Annotated in this window: 14 protein-coding genes; 8 read left to right on the top strand and 6 right to left on the bottom strand. The window is 61.3% G+C overall.

Features of this window, described 5'->3' with window-relative positions; genetic code table 11:
* Nucleotides 1–6: 6 nt before the first annotated feature.
* From ASD28_RS25105 to pcaD, 7 genes are read left to right on the top strand one after another with little or no spacing between them, the layout of a single operon-like run.
* Nucleotides 7–1,554 (top strand): aromatic/alkene/methane monooxygenase hydroxylase/oxygenase subunit alpha, encoded by a 1,548-nt coding sequence (locus ASD28_RS25105; protein ID WP_056135119.1) that lies wholly within the window; start codon nt 7–9, stop codon nt 1,552–1,554.
* Nucleotides 1,555–1,575: 21 nt separating this feature from the next.
* Nucleotides 1,576–1,938: a phenol hydroxylase subunit P4 gene (locus tag ASD28_RS25110; protein ID WP_056135121.1), complete on the top strand. Its 363-nt coding sequence runs from the start codon at nt 1,576–1,578 to the stop codon at nt 1,936–1,938.
* A 13-nt stretch (nt 1,939–1,951) separates the two neighbouring features.
* Nucleotides 1,952–3,013 (top strand): NADH:ubiquinone reductase (Na(+)-transporting) subunit F, encoded by a 1,062-nt coding sequence (locus ASD28_RS25115; RefSeq protein WP_056135123.1) that lies wholly within the window; start codon nt 1,952–1,954, stop codon nt 3,011–3,013.
* A 7-nt stretch (nt 3,014–3,020) separates the two neighbouring features.
* Complete coding sequence (locus tag ASD28_RS25120) at nt 3,021–4,151, top strand: muconate/chloromuconate family cycloisomerase (RefSeq protein WP_056135126.1); 1,131 nt, start codon at nt 3,021–3,023, stop codon at nt 4,149–4,151.
* 16 nt (nt 4,152–4,167) lie between these two features.
* Nucleotides 4,168–4,458 (top strand): muconolactone Delta-isomerase, encoded by a 291-nt coding sequence (catC, locus tag ASD28_RS25125; RefSeq protein ID WP_056135129.1) that lies wholly within the window; start codon nt 4,168–4,170, stop codon nt 4,456–4,458.
* Between the two features lie 27 nt (nt 4,459–4,485).
* On the top strand, nt 4,486–5,397 hold the full coding sequence (catA, locus tag ASD28_RS25130) for a catechol 1,2-dioxygenase (protein WP_056135133.1): 912 nt from the start codon (nt 4,486–4,488) through the stop codon (nt 5,395–5,397).
* Between the two features lie 12 nt (nt 5,398–5,409).
* Nucleotides 5,410–6,213 carry a 3-oxoadipate enol-lactonase gene (gene pcaD / locus ASD28_RS25135; protein ID WP_056135136.1) on the top strand — a complete coding sequence of 268 codons (804 nt, stop codon included), beginning with the start codon at nt 5,410–5,412 and terminating at the stop codon, nt 6,211–6,213.
* A 938-nt stretch (nt 6,214–7,151) separates the two neighbouring features.
* Here pcaD and ASD28_RS32540 read toward each other — a convergent pair.
* The 3 genes from ASD28_RS32540 to ASD28_RS25145 form a co-directional block, all read right to left on the bottom strand.
* Complete coding sequence (locus ASD28_RS32540; RefSeq protein ID WP_156403838.1) at nt 7,152–7,301, bottom strand: DUF5597 domain-containing protein; 150 nt, start codon at nt 7,299–7,301, stop codon at nt 7,152–7,154.
* A gap of 220 nt (nt 7,302–7,521) precedes the next feature.
* Nucleotides 7,522–8,505: alpha-L-arabinofuranosidase C-terminal domain-containing protein (locus tag ASD28_RS32965; RefSeq protein ID WP_307169318.1), on the bottom strand; the 984-nt coding region annotated here is incomplete at its 5' end.
* Between the two features lie 966 nt (nt 8,506–9,471).
* Nucleotides 9,472–10,686 (bottom strand): glycoside hydrolase family 27 protein, encoded by a 1,215-nt coding sequence (locus ASD28_RS25145; protein ID WP_156403839.1) that lies wholly within the window; start codon nt 10,684–10,686, stop codon nt 9,472–9,474.
* 335 nt (nt 10,687–11,021) lie between these two features.
* Between ASD28_RS25145 and ASD28_RS25150 the strand changes: the two genes are divergently transcribed.
* Nucleotides 11,022–11,267 carry a transposase gene (locus ASD28_RS25150; protein ID WP_082577383.1) on the top strand — a complete coding sequence of 82 codons (246 nt, stop codon included), beginning with the start codon at nt 11,022–11,024 and terminating at the stop codon, nt 11,265–11,267.
* Between the two features lie 150 nt (nt 11,268–11,417).
* On the opposite strand, the gene ASD28_RS25155 is transcribed toward ASD28_RS25150, so the two are convergent.
* The 3 genes from ASD28_RS25155 to ASD28_RS25165 form a co-directional block, all read right to left on the bottom strand.
* Nucleotides 11,418–12,620 carry an AraC family transcriptional regulator gene (locus ASD28_RS25155; RefSeq protein WP_156403840.1) on the bottom strand — a complete coding sequence of 401 codons (1,203 nt, stop codon included), beginning with the start codon at nt 12,618–12,620 and terminating at the stop codon, nt 11,418–11,420.
* A gap of 476 nt (nt 12,621–13,096) precedes the next feature.
* Nucleotides 13,097–14,239 (bottom strand): 5-methylcytosine-specific restriction endonuclease system specificity protein McrC, encoded by a 1,143-nt coding sequence (gene mcrC / locus ASD28_RS25160; protein WP_082577384.1) that lies wholly within the window; start codon nt 14,237–14,239, stop codon nt 13,097–13,099.
* On the bottom strand, nt 14,233–16,446 hold the full coding sequence (locus tag ASD28_RS25165; protein WP_056135140.1) for an AAA family ATPase: 2,214 nt from the start codon (nt 16,444–16,446) through the stop codon (nt 14,233–14,235). Before ASD28_RS25165 ends, mcrC begins: the two co-directional genes overlap by 7 nt.
* Nucleotides 16,447–17,070 lie beyond the last annotated feature (624 nt).

Here is a 17,070-nt window from a genome sequence, read left to right on the forward strand (position 1 = left end):
CACGCAATGAACACTGCAACCAAGCCCGCACAGGGACAGGCGACGGGCAAGCCCGCGCCCAAGATGTCCATCAAGGAGAAATACGCCCTGCTGACGCGCGACCTCGGATGGGAAACCACCTACCAGTCGATGGACGCGGTCTTTCCCCAGGACCGGTTCGAGGGCATCGTCATCCACGACTGGGACGGCTGGGAAGATCCGTTCCGGATGACGATGGACGCGTACTGGAAATTCCAGTCCGAGAAAGAACGCAAGCTGTACGCCATCATCGACGCCTTCCAGCAGAACAATGGTCAGCTGAACGTGACGGATGCCCGCTACGTCAACGCCTTGAAACTGTTCCTGACCGGGGTCTCGCCGCTCGAATATGCGGCCCATCGCGGCTTCGCGATGGCCGGGCGTAACCTGCGCGGCGCGGGCGCCCGTGTCGCTTGCCAGATGCAATCCGTGGACGAACTGCGGCACTGCCAGACCCAGGTCCACACGATCAGCCAGTACAACAAGTTCTTCAACGGCTTCGCCGACTGGACGCACATGCACGACCGGCTGTGGTACCTGTCCGTGCCGAAGTCGTACTTCGAGGACGCGATGACGGCGGGGCCCTTCGAGTTCATCACCGCGATCTCGTTCTCGTTCGAATATGTGCTGACGAACCTGCTGTTCATGCCGTTCATGTCCGGCGCGGCCTTCAACGGGGACATGGCCACCGTGACCTTCGGGTTCTCCGCCCAGTCCGACGAATCGCGCCACATGACGCTCGGCCTCGAAGTCGTGAAGTTCATGCTGGAGCAGGACCCCGCCAACCTGCCCATCATCCAGAAGTGGGTCGACAAATGGTTCTGGCGCGGCTACCGCCTGCTCACGCTGGTGGCCATGATGATGGACTACATGCTGCCGAAGCGCGTGATGAGCTGGAAGGAGGCGTGGGAAATCTATTTCGAGCAGAACGGCGGCGCGCTGTTCGCCGACCTGGCCCGCTACGGCGTGCGCATGCCCAAGTACCACGAACAGGCGGCGCAGGAGAAAGACCACCTGTCGCACATCGCCTGGTCGATCTTCTACAACTTCAACCATGCCGCCGCGATCCACACCTGGGTGCCGGAAGAGCATGAACTGCAATGGCTGAAGGAACAGTATCCCGACACGTTCGAGCAATACCACCTGCCCCGCCTGCGCTACTGGCAAGAGCAGCACAAGGCCGGCAAGCGCTGGACCAATCCGGGGCTGCCGATGCTGTGCCAGATCTGCCAGATCCCGATGGCCTTCCCCGAGCCGGGCGACCCGACGCAGATCTGCTACCGCCAGGTCGAGCACAAGGGCGACACGTATCACTTTTGCTCGGACGGCTGCTGCGACATCTTCAAGGGCGAGCCGGAGAAGTACGTGCAAGCCTGGCTGCCCGTGCACCAGATCTTCCAGGGCAACTGTGGCGGCGCCACGCTCCCCGAGGTGCTCGACTGGTACCACCTGAAGCCCGAGGACAGCGGCGACTATGCCGACTCCGCCGACCGCGCCAACTGGGAGCGCTGGACCAACAACCATGACGCCGCCTGAGCGGCACGCGAGGAGACCGACATGCCTGTCATCGCATTAGCACCCAACTACGAGGGCGACGTTCGCGACCGCGTGGAGAACTTCCATGGCAACCAGCTCGTGTATTTCGGCTGGGATCGCCACATGCTGTTCTGCAGCCCGTTCACCCTGCCGCTGCCGCCGGATATGCCGTTCCGGACACTGGTGGGCGACGTACTGGCGCCGCTGCTGGCCGCGCATCCCGAAGGCGCCGCCATCGACTGGAGCGCGGCTGCCTGGCTGCGCGCCGGCGAACCGTTCGTCCCCGATCCGGATGGCAGCCTCGCCGCCAACGGCATCGGACACAAGACCGTACTGCGCCTGCAAACGCCCCAGCTCGCCGGCATCGGCGGCAGCGGCAATTGATGGAGGAAACGCCATGTGCTACCAACTGACGATCGAGCCCCTGGGCCAGACGGTCGACGTGGCCGAGGGCCAGACCATCCTCGACGCCTGCCTGCGCGCGGGCGTGTGGCTGCCCCACGCCTGCGGGCACGGCCTGTGCGGGACGTGCAAGGTCCAGGCGTCCGGCGGCGAACTGGATCACGGCGAGGCCTCGCCGTTCGCCCTGATGGACTTCGAGCGCGACGAGGGCAAATGCCTTGCCTGCTGTGCCACCGTGCAGTCCGACATCACCATCGAAGCCGACATCGACCCGGACCCGGACGCGCAATGCCTGCCGCTGATGGACTACCAGGCGCGCGTGTCCCGCATCGAAACGCTGACCCCGACCATCAAGGGGGTGTTCCTCGACATCGAGCATGGGGATGCCCTGCCCTTCCAGCCGGGCCAATACGTGAACGCCTGGTTCGGCGGCGACGCCGCGCCACGTGCATTTTCCATCGCGTCCGCGCCGTCGTCGCGTGAAATCGAACTGAACATCCGGCTCGTGCCGGACGGGAAAGTGACGCCTTATGTGCACGACCAATTGCAGGTCGGCGAACAGGTCATGCTGTCCGGCCCGCTGGGGCGGTTTTTCGTGCGCAAGAGCGACCCGCGTCCGCTGCTGTTCATCGCCGGCGGCTCGGGGCTGTCCAGCCCACGTTCGATGGTGCTGGACCTGCTCGAATCCGGCGACACCCGCCCGATCCGCCTGATCCAGGGTGCGCGCAGACTGGACGAGCTGTACTACCGGACCGAGTTCGAGCAGCTGGCCGCGCGCCATCCGAACTTCGAATACCTGCCCGTGCTGTCCAGCGAACCTGCCGATTCGCCGTGGACCGGCGCGCGCGGCTTCGTGCACGAACTCGCAGTACGCCGGTTCGAACACGATTTCCGCGGCTGGCGCGCCTACCTGTGCGGACCGCCGCCGATGATCGAGGCGAGCATCGCGGCCCTGATGCAGGGCCGGTTGTTCGAGAAGGACATCTTCACCGAAAAATTCCTGTCCGCGGCCGACGCCGGGCAAGCCGCGCGCAGCCCGCTGTTCCGTTCACTGTGAGGATGCCATGACCTACCCTGAAAGCAGGATCGAGCGTGTCGAGGTGCTGATCCTCGACGTGCCGACGATCCGGCCACACCAGCTGTCCGTGGCCACCATGCGGCAGCAAAACATGGTGCTCGTGCGCATACGCTGCGGCGACGGCATCGTCGGCTGGGGCGAAGCGAGCACGATCGGCGGCCTGGCCTACGGCGAGGAAAGCCCGGAGAGCATGCGTGCCAACATCGAGACGTACATGGTGCCGATCCTCGCCGGCGCCGACGCGGCCAATCCCGCGGCGCGCATGAACGACCTGCGCAGCCGCCTGCAGGGCAATCGCTTCGCGCTGTGCGCGCTCGAGACGGCGCTGTTCGACGCCCAGGCGCGCCGCCTCGGCGTGCCCTTGTCGGCGCTGTTCGGCGGCCGCGTGCGCGACAGCCTGCCCATCGCCTGGACACTGGCGAGCGGCGATACCGCGCGTGACATCGACGAGGCCGAACGGATGCTCGACCTGCGCCGCCACAACGTGTTCAAGCTGAAGATCGGCAAACGCCCCGTGCGCGCCGACGCCGCCCACGTGGCCGCCATCAAGCGCGCCCTCGGCGACCGTGCCAGCGTGCGCGTGGACGTGAACCAGGCGTGGAGCGAGACGGACGCCGTGCTGGGCATGCGCCTGCTGCACGACGCGGGCGCCGACCTGGTCGAGCAGCCCATCGCCGCCGCCAACCATGACGGCATGCGCCGGCTGCGCGCCATGAATCTCGTGCCGCTGATGGCGGACGAGGCGCTGCATGGCCCGCTCGATGCGTTCCGCCTGGCGGCGGGGCGCGCGGCCGACGTCTTCGCCGTCAAGATCACGCAATCGGGCGGCCTGACTGGCGCGCAGCACGTGGCGGCCATCGCGCAGGCGGCCGACGTCGCCCTGTACGGCGGCACCATGCTGGAAGGCGCCATCGGCACGATCGCGTCCGCGCAGCTCTTTGCCACGTTCCCGTCGCTGGCGTGGGGCACGGAACTGTTCGGTCCGCTGCTGCTGACCGAGGAAATCCTCGCCACGCCGCTGGAATACGCCGACTTCGCGCTGCGCCTGCCGGCCGGCCCCGGGCTCGGCATCGAACTCGACGACGACAAGATCGCCCGGCTGCGCCGGCGCACCTGACCATCGAGGAGACACCATGCTGTTCAAGGTAGCCATGACGGTCCGCCTCCCGCAAGACATGCCGCGGGCACAGGCGGACGAACTGAAATCGACCGAACGCGCCGTCGCGCAGCAACTGCAGCGCGACGGCACCTGGCGCCACCTGTGGCGCGTGGCGGGACGCTACGCCAACGTCAGCATCTTCGACGTGGCCGACGCGGATGAGCTGCACGCACTGCTGACCGCCCTCCCCCTTTTTCCCTACATGGACATCGAGGTGGAGGCCTTGTGCCGCCACCCTTCGTCGATCCATGACGACGACCGCTGAACCATTCACGACAACAAGGAGACAGACATGAACAAGCAAGCCATGGCCGCACTGCTGGACAAGATCGAGAGCACGGAAACCGCGAGCGGCAATCCCCGCGTACAGGCGGTGGTGAACCGCATCGTACGCGACCTGTTCGTCACGATCGAGGAGATGGACGTCCAACCCGACGAATTCTGGAGCGCCGTCGGTTACCTGACCGAAGCGGGCCGCAACGGCGAATGGGGCCTGATCGCCGCGGGCCTGGGTTTCGAACACTTCCTCGACCTGCGCATGGACGAGGCGGAAGCGCGCGCCGGCGCCGGCGGCGGCACGCCGCGCACGATCGAAGGTCCGCTGTACGTCGCCGGCGCCCCCGAATCGCTGGGCAGCGCGCGCCTCGACCAGGACGAGCAACCCGGCGAGGTCCTGTTCATGCAGGGCCAGGTCCGCGGCGCGGACGGCACACCGGTGCCGGGCGCCCTGGTCGAGGTATGGCACGCGAACCACCTGGGCGGGTATTCGTTCTTCGACCCGAGCCAGAGCCCGTACAACCTGCGCCGCACGATCCGCACGGACGCCGACGGGCGCTACCGGTTCCGCAGCAAGGTCCCCGTCGGCTACAGCGTGCCGCCGGGCGGCTCCACCGACAAGCTGCTGAAACTGCTGGGCCGCCACGGCACGCGCCCGGCGCACATCCACTTCTTCGTCACCGCGCCCGGCCACCGCAAGCTGACCACGCAGATCAACATCGACGGCGACCCTTACCTGTGGGACGATTTCGCCTTCGCCACCCGCGAAGGCCTGGTGCCGCCGATGCGCAGGATCGACGATCCGGCGTCGCTGCGCGCGCGCGAAGTCGCCGCGCCCTGCTATGAGATCGACTTCGACTTCGACCTGCTGGCCGCGCGCGACGGCCTGCCGGCCGACCGGATACTGCGCGCGCACTTCGAGGCGTGAGGGGAGCGGCCGATGCGACTACTGAACCCGGGCCCGCGCCAGCTGGCCTATGCGCTCGACGGTCCGGCAGGCGCACCGGTCGTGATGTTCTCGAACTCTCTCGGCACACGCCTGTCGTCATGGGAGGCGCAGGCCGAGGCCCTGTCGGGACGTTTCCGCGTACTGCGCTACGACAGCCGCGGGCACGGGATGAGCGGCCTGTTCGGCGTGGACGAGCCGGGCCGGCGCGGCGAGGGTTATACGCTCGCGCAGCTCGGCGGGGACGTGCTGGACCTGCTCGATGCCCTCGACATCGAGACCGTCGATTTCTGCGGCATCTCGATGGGTGGGCTGACGGGGCTGTGGCTGGCGATCCACGCGGAGCACCGGTTGCGTCGGCTCGTCGTCGCCAACAGCGCGGCGCGCATCGGCTCGGCCGGTGCCTGGACGGAGCGTGCCGAACTGGTGCTGGTCGAAGGGATGGCATCCGTCGCAGCAGGAGCGGCTGGACGATGGTTTACGCCGGACTTCATCGCACGCGCCCCCGCGACCGTCGCACGCCTGATCGAGGGCCTGCGGACCTGCGAGCGACGTGGATACGCGGCGTGCTGTCTCGCGTTGGCGGAAGCGGACCTGCGCTCGGAGATTGCTGCCATCACGGTACCGACGTTGTTGATGGCCGGCGCCCAGGATCCGGTTACCACTGTCGAGCATGGCCGCATGATGCACGAGCACATCAGCGGCGCTTCCTATGTCGAGCTTCCGGCATCGCATTTGTCCAACATTGAAGCGGAAACGGCATTCAACCGGCACCTGCTGCGGTTTCTCGACAGTTGATTGGTTCGATGCGCCGATTCCACGCGGCGTCGGCCGGCCGGCGGTGGCACGCCGTTCCTCGGGCAGGCGGGCAAACTGCCACCGCCGAATTGCAATAAAAAAGAGCTCGCCGAAGCGAGCTCTACAGTCCTAAACAAAAACAGTGCCGAAAAGGAAACTCACTCCCATTCGATGGTCAATGGCTGAGCTAAGCCTATGAAGTGACTAGCGTTTTTACGGCATTTTCGGCTCGGTACCATCCGCGATACCACGCAAAATTCATTGATCCGCAACTGGCAATAACAGGCATTCGGAGATTGGAGTTCCCGACCGTGTTCGCCGCCCCGCTTCGGACCATTACGTACATGGTACCGTAAATGGGATATGCCGAAGGCCCGCAAACGCTGCATGCAAGACGAGTTCGGTAGATGCCCGCCACACACAAACCCTGCGGTAACCGGTTCCTGAGCGGCGTTGTATCTTTCGATTTTCAGGCAGGCACAATCCCATCCGAGTTCAGCGACATGGCAAACAGCCTGACCCATTTACAGACCCTGGCATGACTACGACAGTCGAGTTCGAAGCGTTTCTTCGCCCGTTCCGGTCTCCACCAGGCCTCGTGGCGCAAACGAGACCCTACCACGTCCACTATCTTTTGATGCGTAAAGAACAGCATCTGCCACTGCCTTGAGTGACTCGATATCCAGACCGTTCTCGGGGCCTGCGCGACACCAATACTGGCGCCTACAGCACCATCAGGAAGGCCTTCATACGTAAGCGGCCAATCGTCCCACCTATGATTTCCTGATCGCCAAGGCGACTGGTGGTGGCAAACTACGATCGTGAACAGTTACCAGCTTAAGCGCGATCTGTATTGCGCTTAAGCTGGTAACGGGGCTCTTTTAACCGGCGCAGGTGAAGCGCCCGCGGCTAAACCGCACCGGCCGGAGGCGCCCGGATTATTTAACGTAGGTGCCGAGCTTCACTTTCAGCACCTGCGCCCTGTCGGTGAAATTCAATCCATCAACGGCCTGGTCGCCGTTCCACACGCGCAGCATGATCCATTTGCCATTCTCGAAACGCCCTTCTTCGACGCGGTTCAAAATCATGCCGCGATCTTTCAGATCGTAGGTCCCCAATTCTTCGCGCCCAGCGGGTAATTCGCATAACCGGCGTAATCGAAACCGAAGGGATCGAAGCCGATCGCCTGCTGGCCCAGCGCGCTGAAAATATAGCGTGCATAGATCTCCTTGTTCCCGCTCTCTGCTCGTCGGCGTATATGCCCGCGACGGTATATTCGTTCTCACGAAGCGCTTGCGCGGGAGGCGCTTACTCCTCCAGAGCGACCACCATCACGGCCTTGGCAGGCACCTTGACCGACAGCTTGCCGCCTGCGGCACGCGCGCTGAACGCCGCCGGCTTGATGGCCAGCGGATTCTGGAACGTATTGTGCGCATCCATGGCGGCCGAGGTCAGCACCTTGCCGGCCGCAGCATTGACCTTCGCGCCGGCAACGTCGACGGCGACTTCGACCGCCTGGTGCGGATCGGTGTTGACCAAAGCCAGGTATACCTTGCCGTCCCTGGCGCGTGCCGCCGAAGCACTCACGCCCGGAATGGTCGTTGCGCCCAGGGTGTAGCTGGTGTTGCCCTTGATTGCCAGTGGCAGCGACCTGGCATCCTGGAACGGCACATACATCTGGAACACGTAGTAGGTCGGGGTCAGGACCATCTTCTCCTTCTCGGTCAGGATCATCGCCTGCAGGACGTTGACCATCTGGGCGATGGTGGTCATGGGGATCCGCTCCGCGTGATCATGGAAGATGTGGAAGTTGAGGGCCGCCACGAGCGCGTCGCGCAGGGAGTTCTGCTGGTACAGGGCGCTACTACTGGCATCCGCATCGGCATACCAGGTGCCCCACTCGTCGACCATCAGCCCGATCTTCTTCTCGGGATCGTTCTTGTCCAGTACGGCCAGGTGATCTTTGATTATCCGATCCATTTTCAAGGTATTGGCGAGGGTCGAGATCCACTCGCCTTCCTTGAAGCCGAGGGCCGCCCCCTTGGTCTCCCAAGTCGCGCCCGCGATGGTGTACTGGTGGATGCTGATGCCGGTCGTGCGGCCCTTCAGTTCCCTGCTCAGGACGTCGGTCCACGTGGAGTCGCCGCCGCTGGCGATTATTTTCGGCTTGTTGTGCTTGGGCGCCCTCAGGAAGTTCTCGTAATTACTGTACAGGTTCGCGTAGTAGTCGGGCTTCAAGTTGCCGCCGCAGCCCCACAACTCATTGCCGATACCGAAGTAGGCGACTTTGAANGTTCTCGTAATTACTGTACAGGTTCGCGTAGTAGTCGGGCTTCAAGTTGCCGCCGCAGCCCCACAACTCATTGCCGATACCGAAGTAGGCGACTTTGAACGGCTTTTCGTGCCCGTTCCGGGCGCGCAGCCTGGCCAGGGGCGAGCCGCCGTCCGATGTCATGTACTCGACCCAATCGGCCATCTCCTGCACGCTGCCGGTACCGACGTTGCCGTTGACGTAGGCATCGGCGCCCAGCATCTCGATCAGGTCGAAGAATTCGTGGGTGCCGACGGCGTTGATCTCGTCTACGCTGTCCCCGTTGACGTTGTGCGGGCGCTGGTCCTGCGGGCCTATGCCGTCGCGCCAATGGTAGGTATCGGCGAAGCAGCCGCCCGGCCAGCGCACCAGCGGCACATGCAACGCCTTGAGCGCACCGACGACGTCATTGCGCCAGCCCCTGGTGTTGGGGATGTTCGACTTCGCACCGACCCATAGGCCTCCGTAGACGCCGGTGCCGAGGTGTTCGGCGAACTGGCCGTACACGTATTTGTTGATAACCGGGCCGGGTTTGCCGGCGTCGATGCTGATACTGACCTGGCTGGCGGCAAAAGCCGGTGCCGCGATCATGCCGAGAACGACGAGACTGTGTTTGATGATGTTCATGCAGACGTATTCAGACAGTAATTATTTAGAATGCAGCAAAGCCGCCATGGCCGGAACGAATCCCGGCGGAATGACGCGCCGGGTCAACGAAAGAGTGCACTTATTGGATTTTTCACTCTTCGCGGTGATGACGTCCAAGCGGTACGGAATTTTGATGTAATCGTCCGCACCAGTTCACCGTGGGAAATCCCTTCCGACCAATCTGTTCAACATTATCGCGAGCCGCGACAGCGTTCATTGGCGCGGAAGAGAAGGACTTCCACGCTACGCAAGGGAATCGTCGGATAAGGACTCCCTGCGCGCCGCGCGGCCGGCGCGCCCTATGGTTTCGCAGGGCCGGTCAGGAGCAGCATCAGCACGCTGTGCGGCGCCAGCCGCGCTTCCAGTTTGGCGCTGGTGTCGCCCGTCTTCTTGCTCCACAGGTCGGACCAGCGGTAGACGGTCTGCTTGAAATCGACCGACCGGTTGCTCAGGTCATCGATCAGGACTTGCTTCTTCCAGTCGTGGTGAACGTCGGCAGCCTGGTTGGAGCGGTTCAGGAACATCAGTGCCCACTGGCCGCCGTCGAGCGGCTTGGCATAGACCTCCAGTGGCCCGTCGGCCAGGACGCGCAGCGCCTGCACACCCAGCTTGTCCTGGTTCACCGCGATCACGCCGGGGTTGGTCAGGATGCGGCGGGTCGACTCGGACATCGAACGCAGATCGTTGCCCAGGATGAGGGGCGAGGCCATCATGGCCCAGATCGACAGATGGGCGCGGTCTTCATCCTCGCTCATGCCGTTCCCCACTTCGAGCATGTCCATATCATTCCAGTGGCCGGGCCCTGCGAACTTGCGCAGGTCTTTCTGCTTGTCGAGGATGCGCAGCACGCCCAGACCTGTCGAGAAACCGGGACTGAACTCACAGTCGAAGCAATTATAGATATCCGGCGTGGTGCGCCACGAATGGCCGACTTGGCCGGCCCACTCCCACGGCTTGCTCATGCCCCATTCGCATATGCTGAACACCATCGGACGGCCCGACTTGGCGATCGCGTCGCGCATCGTGGTGTAGGCCGGTTCAGCGTTCATGCCCGGGGTGTTGCACCAGTCGTACTTGACGTAATCGATGCCCCAGCTGGCATAGGTCCGCGCATCCTGGTATTCGTGGCCACGGCTGCCGGGACGGCCGCCGCAGGTGGTCGCGCCGGCGTCCGAATAGATGCCCAGCTTGAGTCCCTTGCCATGCACATAGTCCGCCAGCGCCTTGATGCCGGATGGGAAGCGCTTGGGGTCGGGCTGGATGGTGCCGTCGGCGTCGCGCTGGCCTTGCCAGCAATCGTCGATGTTCACGTACTGGAAGCCAGCGTCCTTCAAGCCCGACTTGACCATGGCGTCGGCCGTCTCGCGGATCAGACGCTCGTCGATTTCGCAGGCAAATTTGTTCCAGCTGTTCCAGCCCATTTGCGGGGTGCTGGCCAGGCCTTCCGCCTTTTGAGCCCAGCAATTGCCTGTCGCGCCAATGAATACGCTCAACGCCGTAGCGGCCGCCATCATTGCCGAACTCGAGAACAGCGGCTTGTGTGTTATGTGCTTTGTTTTCATTTCTAAATCACTCGCAAAAATGTGGGGAACATCGTACAAATCCATGACGCAAAAACATGCAAAAGTTTCAAATCATTAAGTCCAGCGGATTGTCTGGCTCCAGGTGCAATAGAGGCTGCGGATTGCGCTTATCTGACTTGAATTACGATTCAGTGCATTTTTCAGTGCGTTTTCTCGACGACGGACGTCGACCGACAGCCCGAGCATAGGTAGAGGGGCCAAGAGAATCTAACGATACAAGCGAAACCTCTATAAAACTGTAGAAATTGCGATCGGTCCTGTCAGGAGTGGAAGAGGGTCAGGGCGGACTGAATATCTCGCACGTCAGCCAGACGATGGATATCGGTGTGACGGCGATCCGCCGTTGGTTGACGCAGTACGAGGCCGAGCAAAGTGGGAAGCCCGGAGTCGGCAAGCCACTCACGCCCGAGCAGCAACGCATCCGCCGACTGGAGCAGGAAAACTGTCAGCTTCGTAGCGATGTGGGAAGATTAAAAGAGGCGTCGGCCTTCTTTGCCCGCGAGCTCGAGTGACCCATCCGCCCCATCGACGACGTGCACAAGAAGGCCTTTCCTGTCGCTCCGGATTTTATGAAGCCAGGCGGCGCGCTGAAGAACCGGCGATTTGCAAAGCAAGCGTACAAGGACGTGCCGCCTTTGGTCGTGGCCGGAATTACTCGACCGCTACAAGTCCGCCGCTGACTTCACCGCGAAATCCTCGACGGGCGCCGATTGTTGCGCCGAAATCGATCGAAACACTTTCGGGGTGCAGCCGTATTCTTCCTTGAACAACTTATTGAAGTAGGAAACATTGGCATAACCGACAGAATACGCAATCTCCAGGATCGCGGCGCTGCTGTGTTCGGACAGTAAGCGCGCCGCTTCCGTCAGCCGCAATTTATTCAGGTAGCCGGTGAAAGTCATGCCCAGTTCTGATTTCAATAGATCATTGACTTTGGTTCGGTTGATCCCGGTCGCGGTAACCACCGACTCCAAGACTAGGTTGGTATCGGTGTAATTGGTGGCAATATATTTCAGAAGCGCCGCCTTTTCCTTATCCTTATACGGTTCCAGGGTTAGTTGACGGTACGCAGACAAGGGAACATCTTTTCTCAGGCTGGTCGCCACGCTGGCAACCAGCGCGCGCGAATGGGCCCGGAAAAACCAGACCGCAAATACGGCCCAACTGGCCAACAGCGCCACGGCCAGCCATGCGAAAGAGTGATAGTCGCGACCATGCAGCACGAGTTCGCTGATTTCCACTTGGGAATCGACGTCCGGGGGACTATTCAAATTGGCGCCGAAGGAAACCTTTGCCACCTTGTCGAGGGCATAACCCTGGCTCGACAAGTCCAGCTTCATCTTCTTGAGCCACCAGTCAGGCAGGGCGAGCCGGGTAAGGTCCAGGGAAACGGGCACCCCGTTCTTATTGCAGGAAAAATAGGTGGCCGGAACTCGGTAGGTTTGGAAGTCGCCCTTCTTCGAGATCTTCTCGTCGAAGGTGGTCAGGGAAAATACCATCGAATTCGAGGGGGAGCATTTGGCCAGGAAGGTGATGCTGGTGTACTTCGACCAGTCCTCCAGCACCTGCTGTCCTTTCGCGTCGATGAGCATCAGGTCGGCAATAGCTGAAGGGAATGCCACCGCTTTCGTCAGTTTCATGTCGAAACGCAGTTTATCCGGCTGGTCATCGTAGATGCGGACGATCGAGGTGCCGCCCATCCCGCTATCCGTCCAACCGACCGCCTCCAGGCGAACCCCGCTTCCAGCCAAAGGCAACAGGGAAAGGGAGCGATAGCTCTGATAAGTAAAAAAAGACACCATCAGCGCATTCGCGGCCACGAGTAGGATAAATGCCAGCAGCGCCTTCTTATATATCTCTTGCATTATGCAATGTTGACTGAACTATCATGAAGCCCCGACGCCTGCCAAGCGCCCTGTCCGCATCATAGCAAAGTTTCATGCCGCCAAGTGCTGGATCGCGCCGACGATGCTAACCGCGATGGGCTCGACAGCATCCCGCCCGGGTCTTCGTCAGGATGCGTGACTGGCGCCAACAGCCTATTCCCATCAAGAAAAAAAAGCCCTGTAAAAACAGGGCCTTATGTCTGGCTCACAAGGTTCGGAGAAGTATTTCCAACGGAAAACTCACTCCCATTCGATGATCAATGGCTGAGCTAAGGCCATGAATTGCTTGGCATTTTAGTAGCGCTCCTGGCTCAGTACCATTCACGATACCATGCCGAGGTCATCGATCCTTGACCCGGCAACAGCGGGCACTACGTCAGTTTTACCCCTACCCGACCACGATCCCCGCCGTTGAGCCCTCCGCTCATGGTATCGCGAAGGTTCAGCGGTTGCTCTTACTGGGCATTGCAGTTATCCGGCAGCACACACAACCGCAGTAACTGCGAACGAATTGCAGATGGCGACGCCATTAGGTCGACGGTCGCGAAACGTATCGAATGGCCCTGGATCTCGACCTCCTCGTCAACCATCGTCCCAACCGCAGGGTGTAGCAGAATACCCGAAGCACTGTCCGCCAGAGGATCGCCAAGTCCGACCTGGGACTGAAGGTATGCGTACATCTGGTAAATGTAGCCGCTATCGAGCGTCCATTCGCGATGCCAGCCAGGAATGACGATAGATGTGAACTTGGTATCAATGACGATACGCCGCCCGGCTCCGGCGTGCTCGAGGACCACATCAGATTCCATGTTCGGAAGGATGGCTTCCAGCCCGTTCGTCTTCGGCGTCGCCTGCCAGAACCAGCGCCGCTTGCTGACTCTCCAGCCTTCCGGCTTCAGTACTACCTCATAGAATCCACGCACGGCCTTCTCGAACAAGTTGCGCACCCACGTGCCTTCTCTATCCGGCTGCGGCAACTCTCTGGTGCCGTCCTCGGTCGGGAGCGCCAATTCGAGCGCGAGCTTGGCCGATTCGACCATCACCCTGTCCTGGGCGTCGTTGCGCCCAAAACGCTCGGCCGCGATTTGTGTGCGCGTCGGCGGTTCGACGGAAACACCCATCGCCCGCATCGTGCCGGCCAAGCCGCGACAACGGCATCGCAGGTCCCGGTCCTTCACAAGTCGCGAGACTGACTCGAGTGCCGTGTGCACGAGTCGGTTTCGTGGCGTGTTCACCGTCAGTTCCTCAAAACGGCAGGCGACCATTCCGCGTTCCAGCAACCGTTGCCGGACGGTTTTAAGGACATCGATTCGTCCACGAACACGGTTCAGCACGGCATGACGCGGCTGGTATCCTTGGGTGAGATGGCGGCGAATCCTCTGTTCCACCGAATGCGCGAGGATCTCGGCCACGAGGTGCGGCAAGTCGTCCGGAGCCTCGTCGATGCCGCCCGGCCCCGCGCCCCGTACCTTGAAGAGGTCCGAAGCATAGAACATAAGCAGCCACAGGTTTCGAACCGGCACTCGTCCGATCCGGTAGCCGTCCGCCGGCGTGCCGTCTGGCGCATTGGGCAGACTGTCGCGGTCTTCGCTTACCATCCTTTCAGCAACTGCTCACACGCCTTCTGCGCTCGGCCCGGCGTATCAAACCAGTATTCGTCGAGCAGCGGACCAATTTCGGTCTCGACCACCTGCTGGAACCACTTGCGCGTGCCGCCCTCCTCCAATCGCGAAACCGGAGTCACGTAACTGTGGCCGATCCGGAATTGCTTGCCCAGGTTGTGATCCGCTTCGATTTCTTCGTTCAGTTTCATGAATCGCCGCTCGATTTCCTCGGCGAGCGGCTGCGCCATGTTGCATTTCCCGACTACCCAGTCACGCCACGCTTGCCCCAGCCGCGGCTCGAGCCCGACAAATGCGAATCGGCGGCGCAGCGCCAGGTCGACCAAGGCCAGCGAGCGATCAGCGACGTTCATAGTCCCGACGACGTAGACGTTTTCAGGTACGTACACCGGGCGTCGTTTACCATCCCTGTCCGGATAACACAGCTCGAGGGCTTCGCTTGGCGTACGCTTTCCCTTCTCCAACAGCGTCAACAGTTCACCGAAAATCTGCGCAGGGTTGCCGCGGTTGATTTCCTCGACCACGACGACAAATTTTTCGGCCGGGTGCAACTTGGCAGTTTCGACCACTTCCATGAACGTGCCGTTCGCAATCGACAGCTTGCCATCGGCCGTCGGGCGCCAGCCGCGCACGAAGTCCTCGTAAGACAGCGTGGGATGGAACTGAACTGGGCGAACTTTGCTCTCGTCTTTTTTCCCGATCAGTGCGAAGGCAAGCCGCTTGGCGAGCCAAGTCTTGCCGGTTCCAGGCGGGCCTTGCAGCACCAAATTTTTATTGTCGTGCAGGCGGTTCAGCAGCGCCACAATCTCATCCCGGCCGAGGAAGCAGCCCTGCTCGATAATGTCGTCAACGTTGTACGGTTCAAAAGCCTTGGCCACCACGATTTCCGTTACAGCGCTCGATTCCGGATCCGTCTCGGCCTCTCCGTCGTTGCTCAGGATCTGGACCAGATCATAATTCCATGCATCAACAGAAAGCTCTGGATACGAGTGCACGGGATAAGAGGATTCCTGAAAGTTGCGTTCCAGAACGTCCATCAACGCTAAGTAGTCGGCCGCGTTACAGCGTTTATTCGGTCCATGCAATCCGATAGGGATACCGAGTTTGTCTTGAATATATAGCTTCGAGTTGGAATCCAGGCTGATGAAAGACCACGGCCTCGCCCAGTAAAGACCCATGGTCAGGTTCCATCCGACCGAGGGCCGGCCATTGGCGTTGTCGAATGCCTTGGCAAACATAAATCGGCCGTCCTCGTTATCGGCGTCGGCGTACACCAGCGCCGCGGCGAACACCTCCCAAAGCGACTCGATATGGTCCGGTGTACGCTTCGCATCGTACGGAAAGAACCAAGACTTCAGGTTGTTCAGCAAGGGAATGCCTTCGAAAGTGTCAGGCACTGGTTCCTCGACCTGAAGGAACTTCGCGAGCTCGCGCGCGATGGCTTTGCGGTTTGCGTCGGTGACGCCTCTGTTAAACATGCCCATGACGGTAAAAGGACAGATATCCCGCAAAGCCCCGGTTGCGCCGTCCGCATACTGGTCCTCCTCCAGGTAACCGAGCCCGCTAACCCGCTCGGCCATCTGGCGAATGGCCGCGAGCAGCGCGGGCCGGTTGCCCCGATATTCGAGCAACGCATCGGCTATCGCCTCATAAAAGCTAGTCCAGGCGAAACGCTGGTCCTTCGCCTCGACAGTGCCGAAGCGTTCCCGCCAGTACGGTGCATTACGAAAACGGTCGATATCCTGCGGCGCCCCATCAAAGGCGAAGGCGATTAGATCCTGGTTCCTCCAGTCATCCGGCACCACTCGCCAGATCGTCGCTCGATAGGTGTAGAAGTACCACTCGCGCACCAACCGCTCCGGCCGCCACTCGACAATAACGCGTTCGCCGTTCTGCGGATTCGACACGATCGTTCCCACTGCTTTGATAGCAAGCACGGAAACATGAATTCCACGGTTGTCGAATGGCAGATCGCGCCGGCGCTTGCGGACATAGCTCGACTTAATGGCGATGCGGTCGCCCGGTTTCATCGAGCGTACCAGGGAGATTTCGTGCGGCGTCGGGTTCCTGAGCTCCCAGATACCTTCATCCAGAAAACGCTGTGTCTGATCGGACGAGCCGCCAAAACTGGCGCCGACAAACCACGCCACATCCGTTCTGCCTACGTCCCGTTGAATTTCCATCGTGCCTTTCTGTGTGCTGGATACGCTCGCAGCACCGTGCCGTTTCTAAAGTTTTCTTTAATGATCTTAACTTCGTCTTCCATTTTTGCCTAGAAACTATTACTCCTCCGCCACTAATTGAGCCCTCGTACGCGAGCCGCGCAGCGCCGGCTGATTCCTGACTCTCTGCGACGCATCCCGGGCAAGTACCGCCTTGGTCTCGCTGCTGACGTTCCGGTTCGCCGCGAGCTGTTGGCGCACCAGTTCGCAGGCGTCGCCAGCCAAGGTACACTGTGCCTCGCCTAACCGGCCTGCTCAGTCGTCGCCGCCAGTCGGCATCGGCGCCTGCCTCAAACCTGTATAGGCTGCTTTGCAGGCCGTTTTGGCTCTTACGAATCAAAGGATTAGCTCTGCACCCTACGTTACACTGCATGGGTTCGCTGGAGGATATCCGACGAAATCCAACTAGCGAACTTTGTAGTTGGTCCCGCTTGTTGAGTGCAGCCCGCTTTCGACCCGATGCGAACATTCGCGCTTTGAGGTTCGTTCATTGATGCACGAGGCGATGAGAGTTCGCGCCAAGCAGTTCAACGCCTTACACGCAGCTAATGGTCACTATTCATGTTTTGACATTAACATCGTCAT

The sequence above is a fragment of the Massilia sp. Root133 genome, from assembly GCF_001426525.1.
Taxonomy (GTDB): Bacteria; Pseudomonadota; Gammaproteobacteria; order Burkholderiales; family Burkholderiaceae_D; genus Telluria; species Telluria orientalis.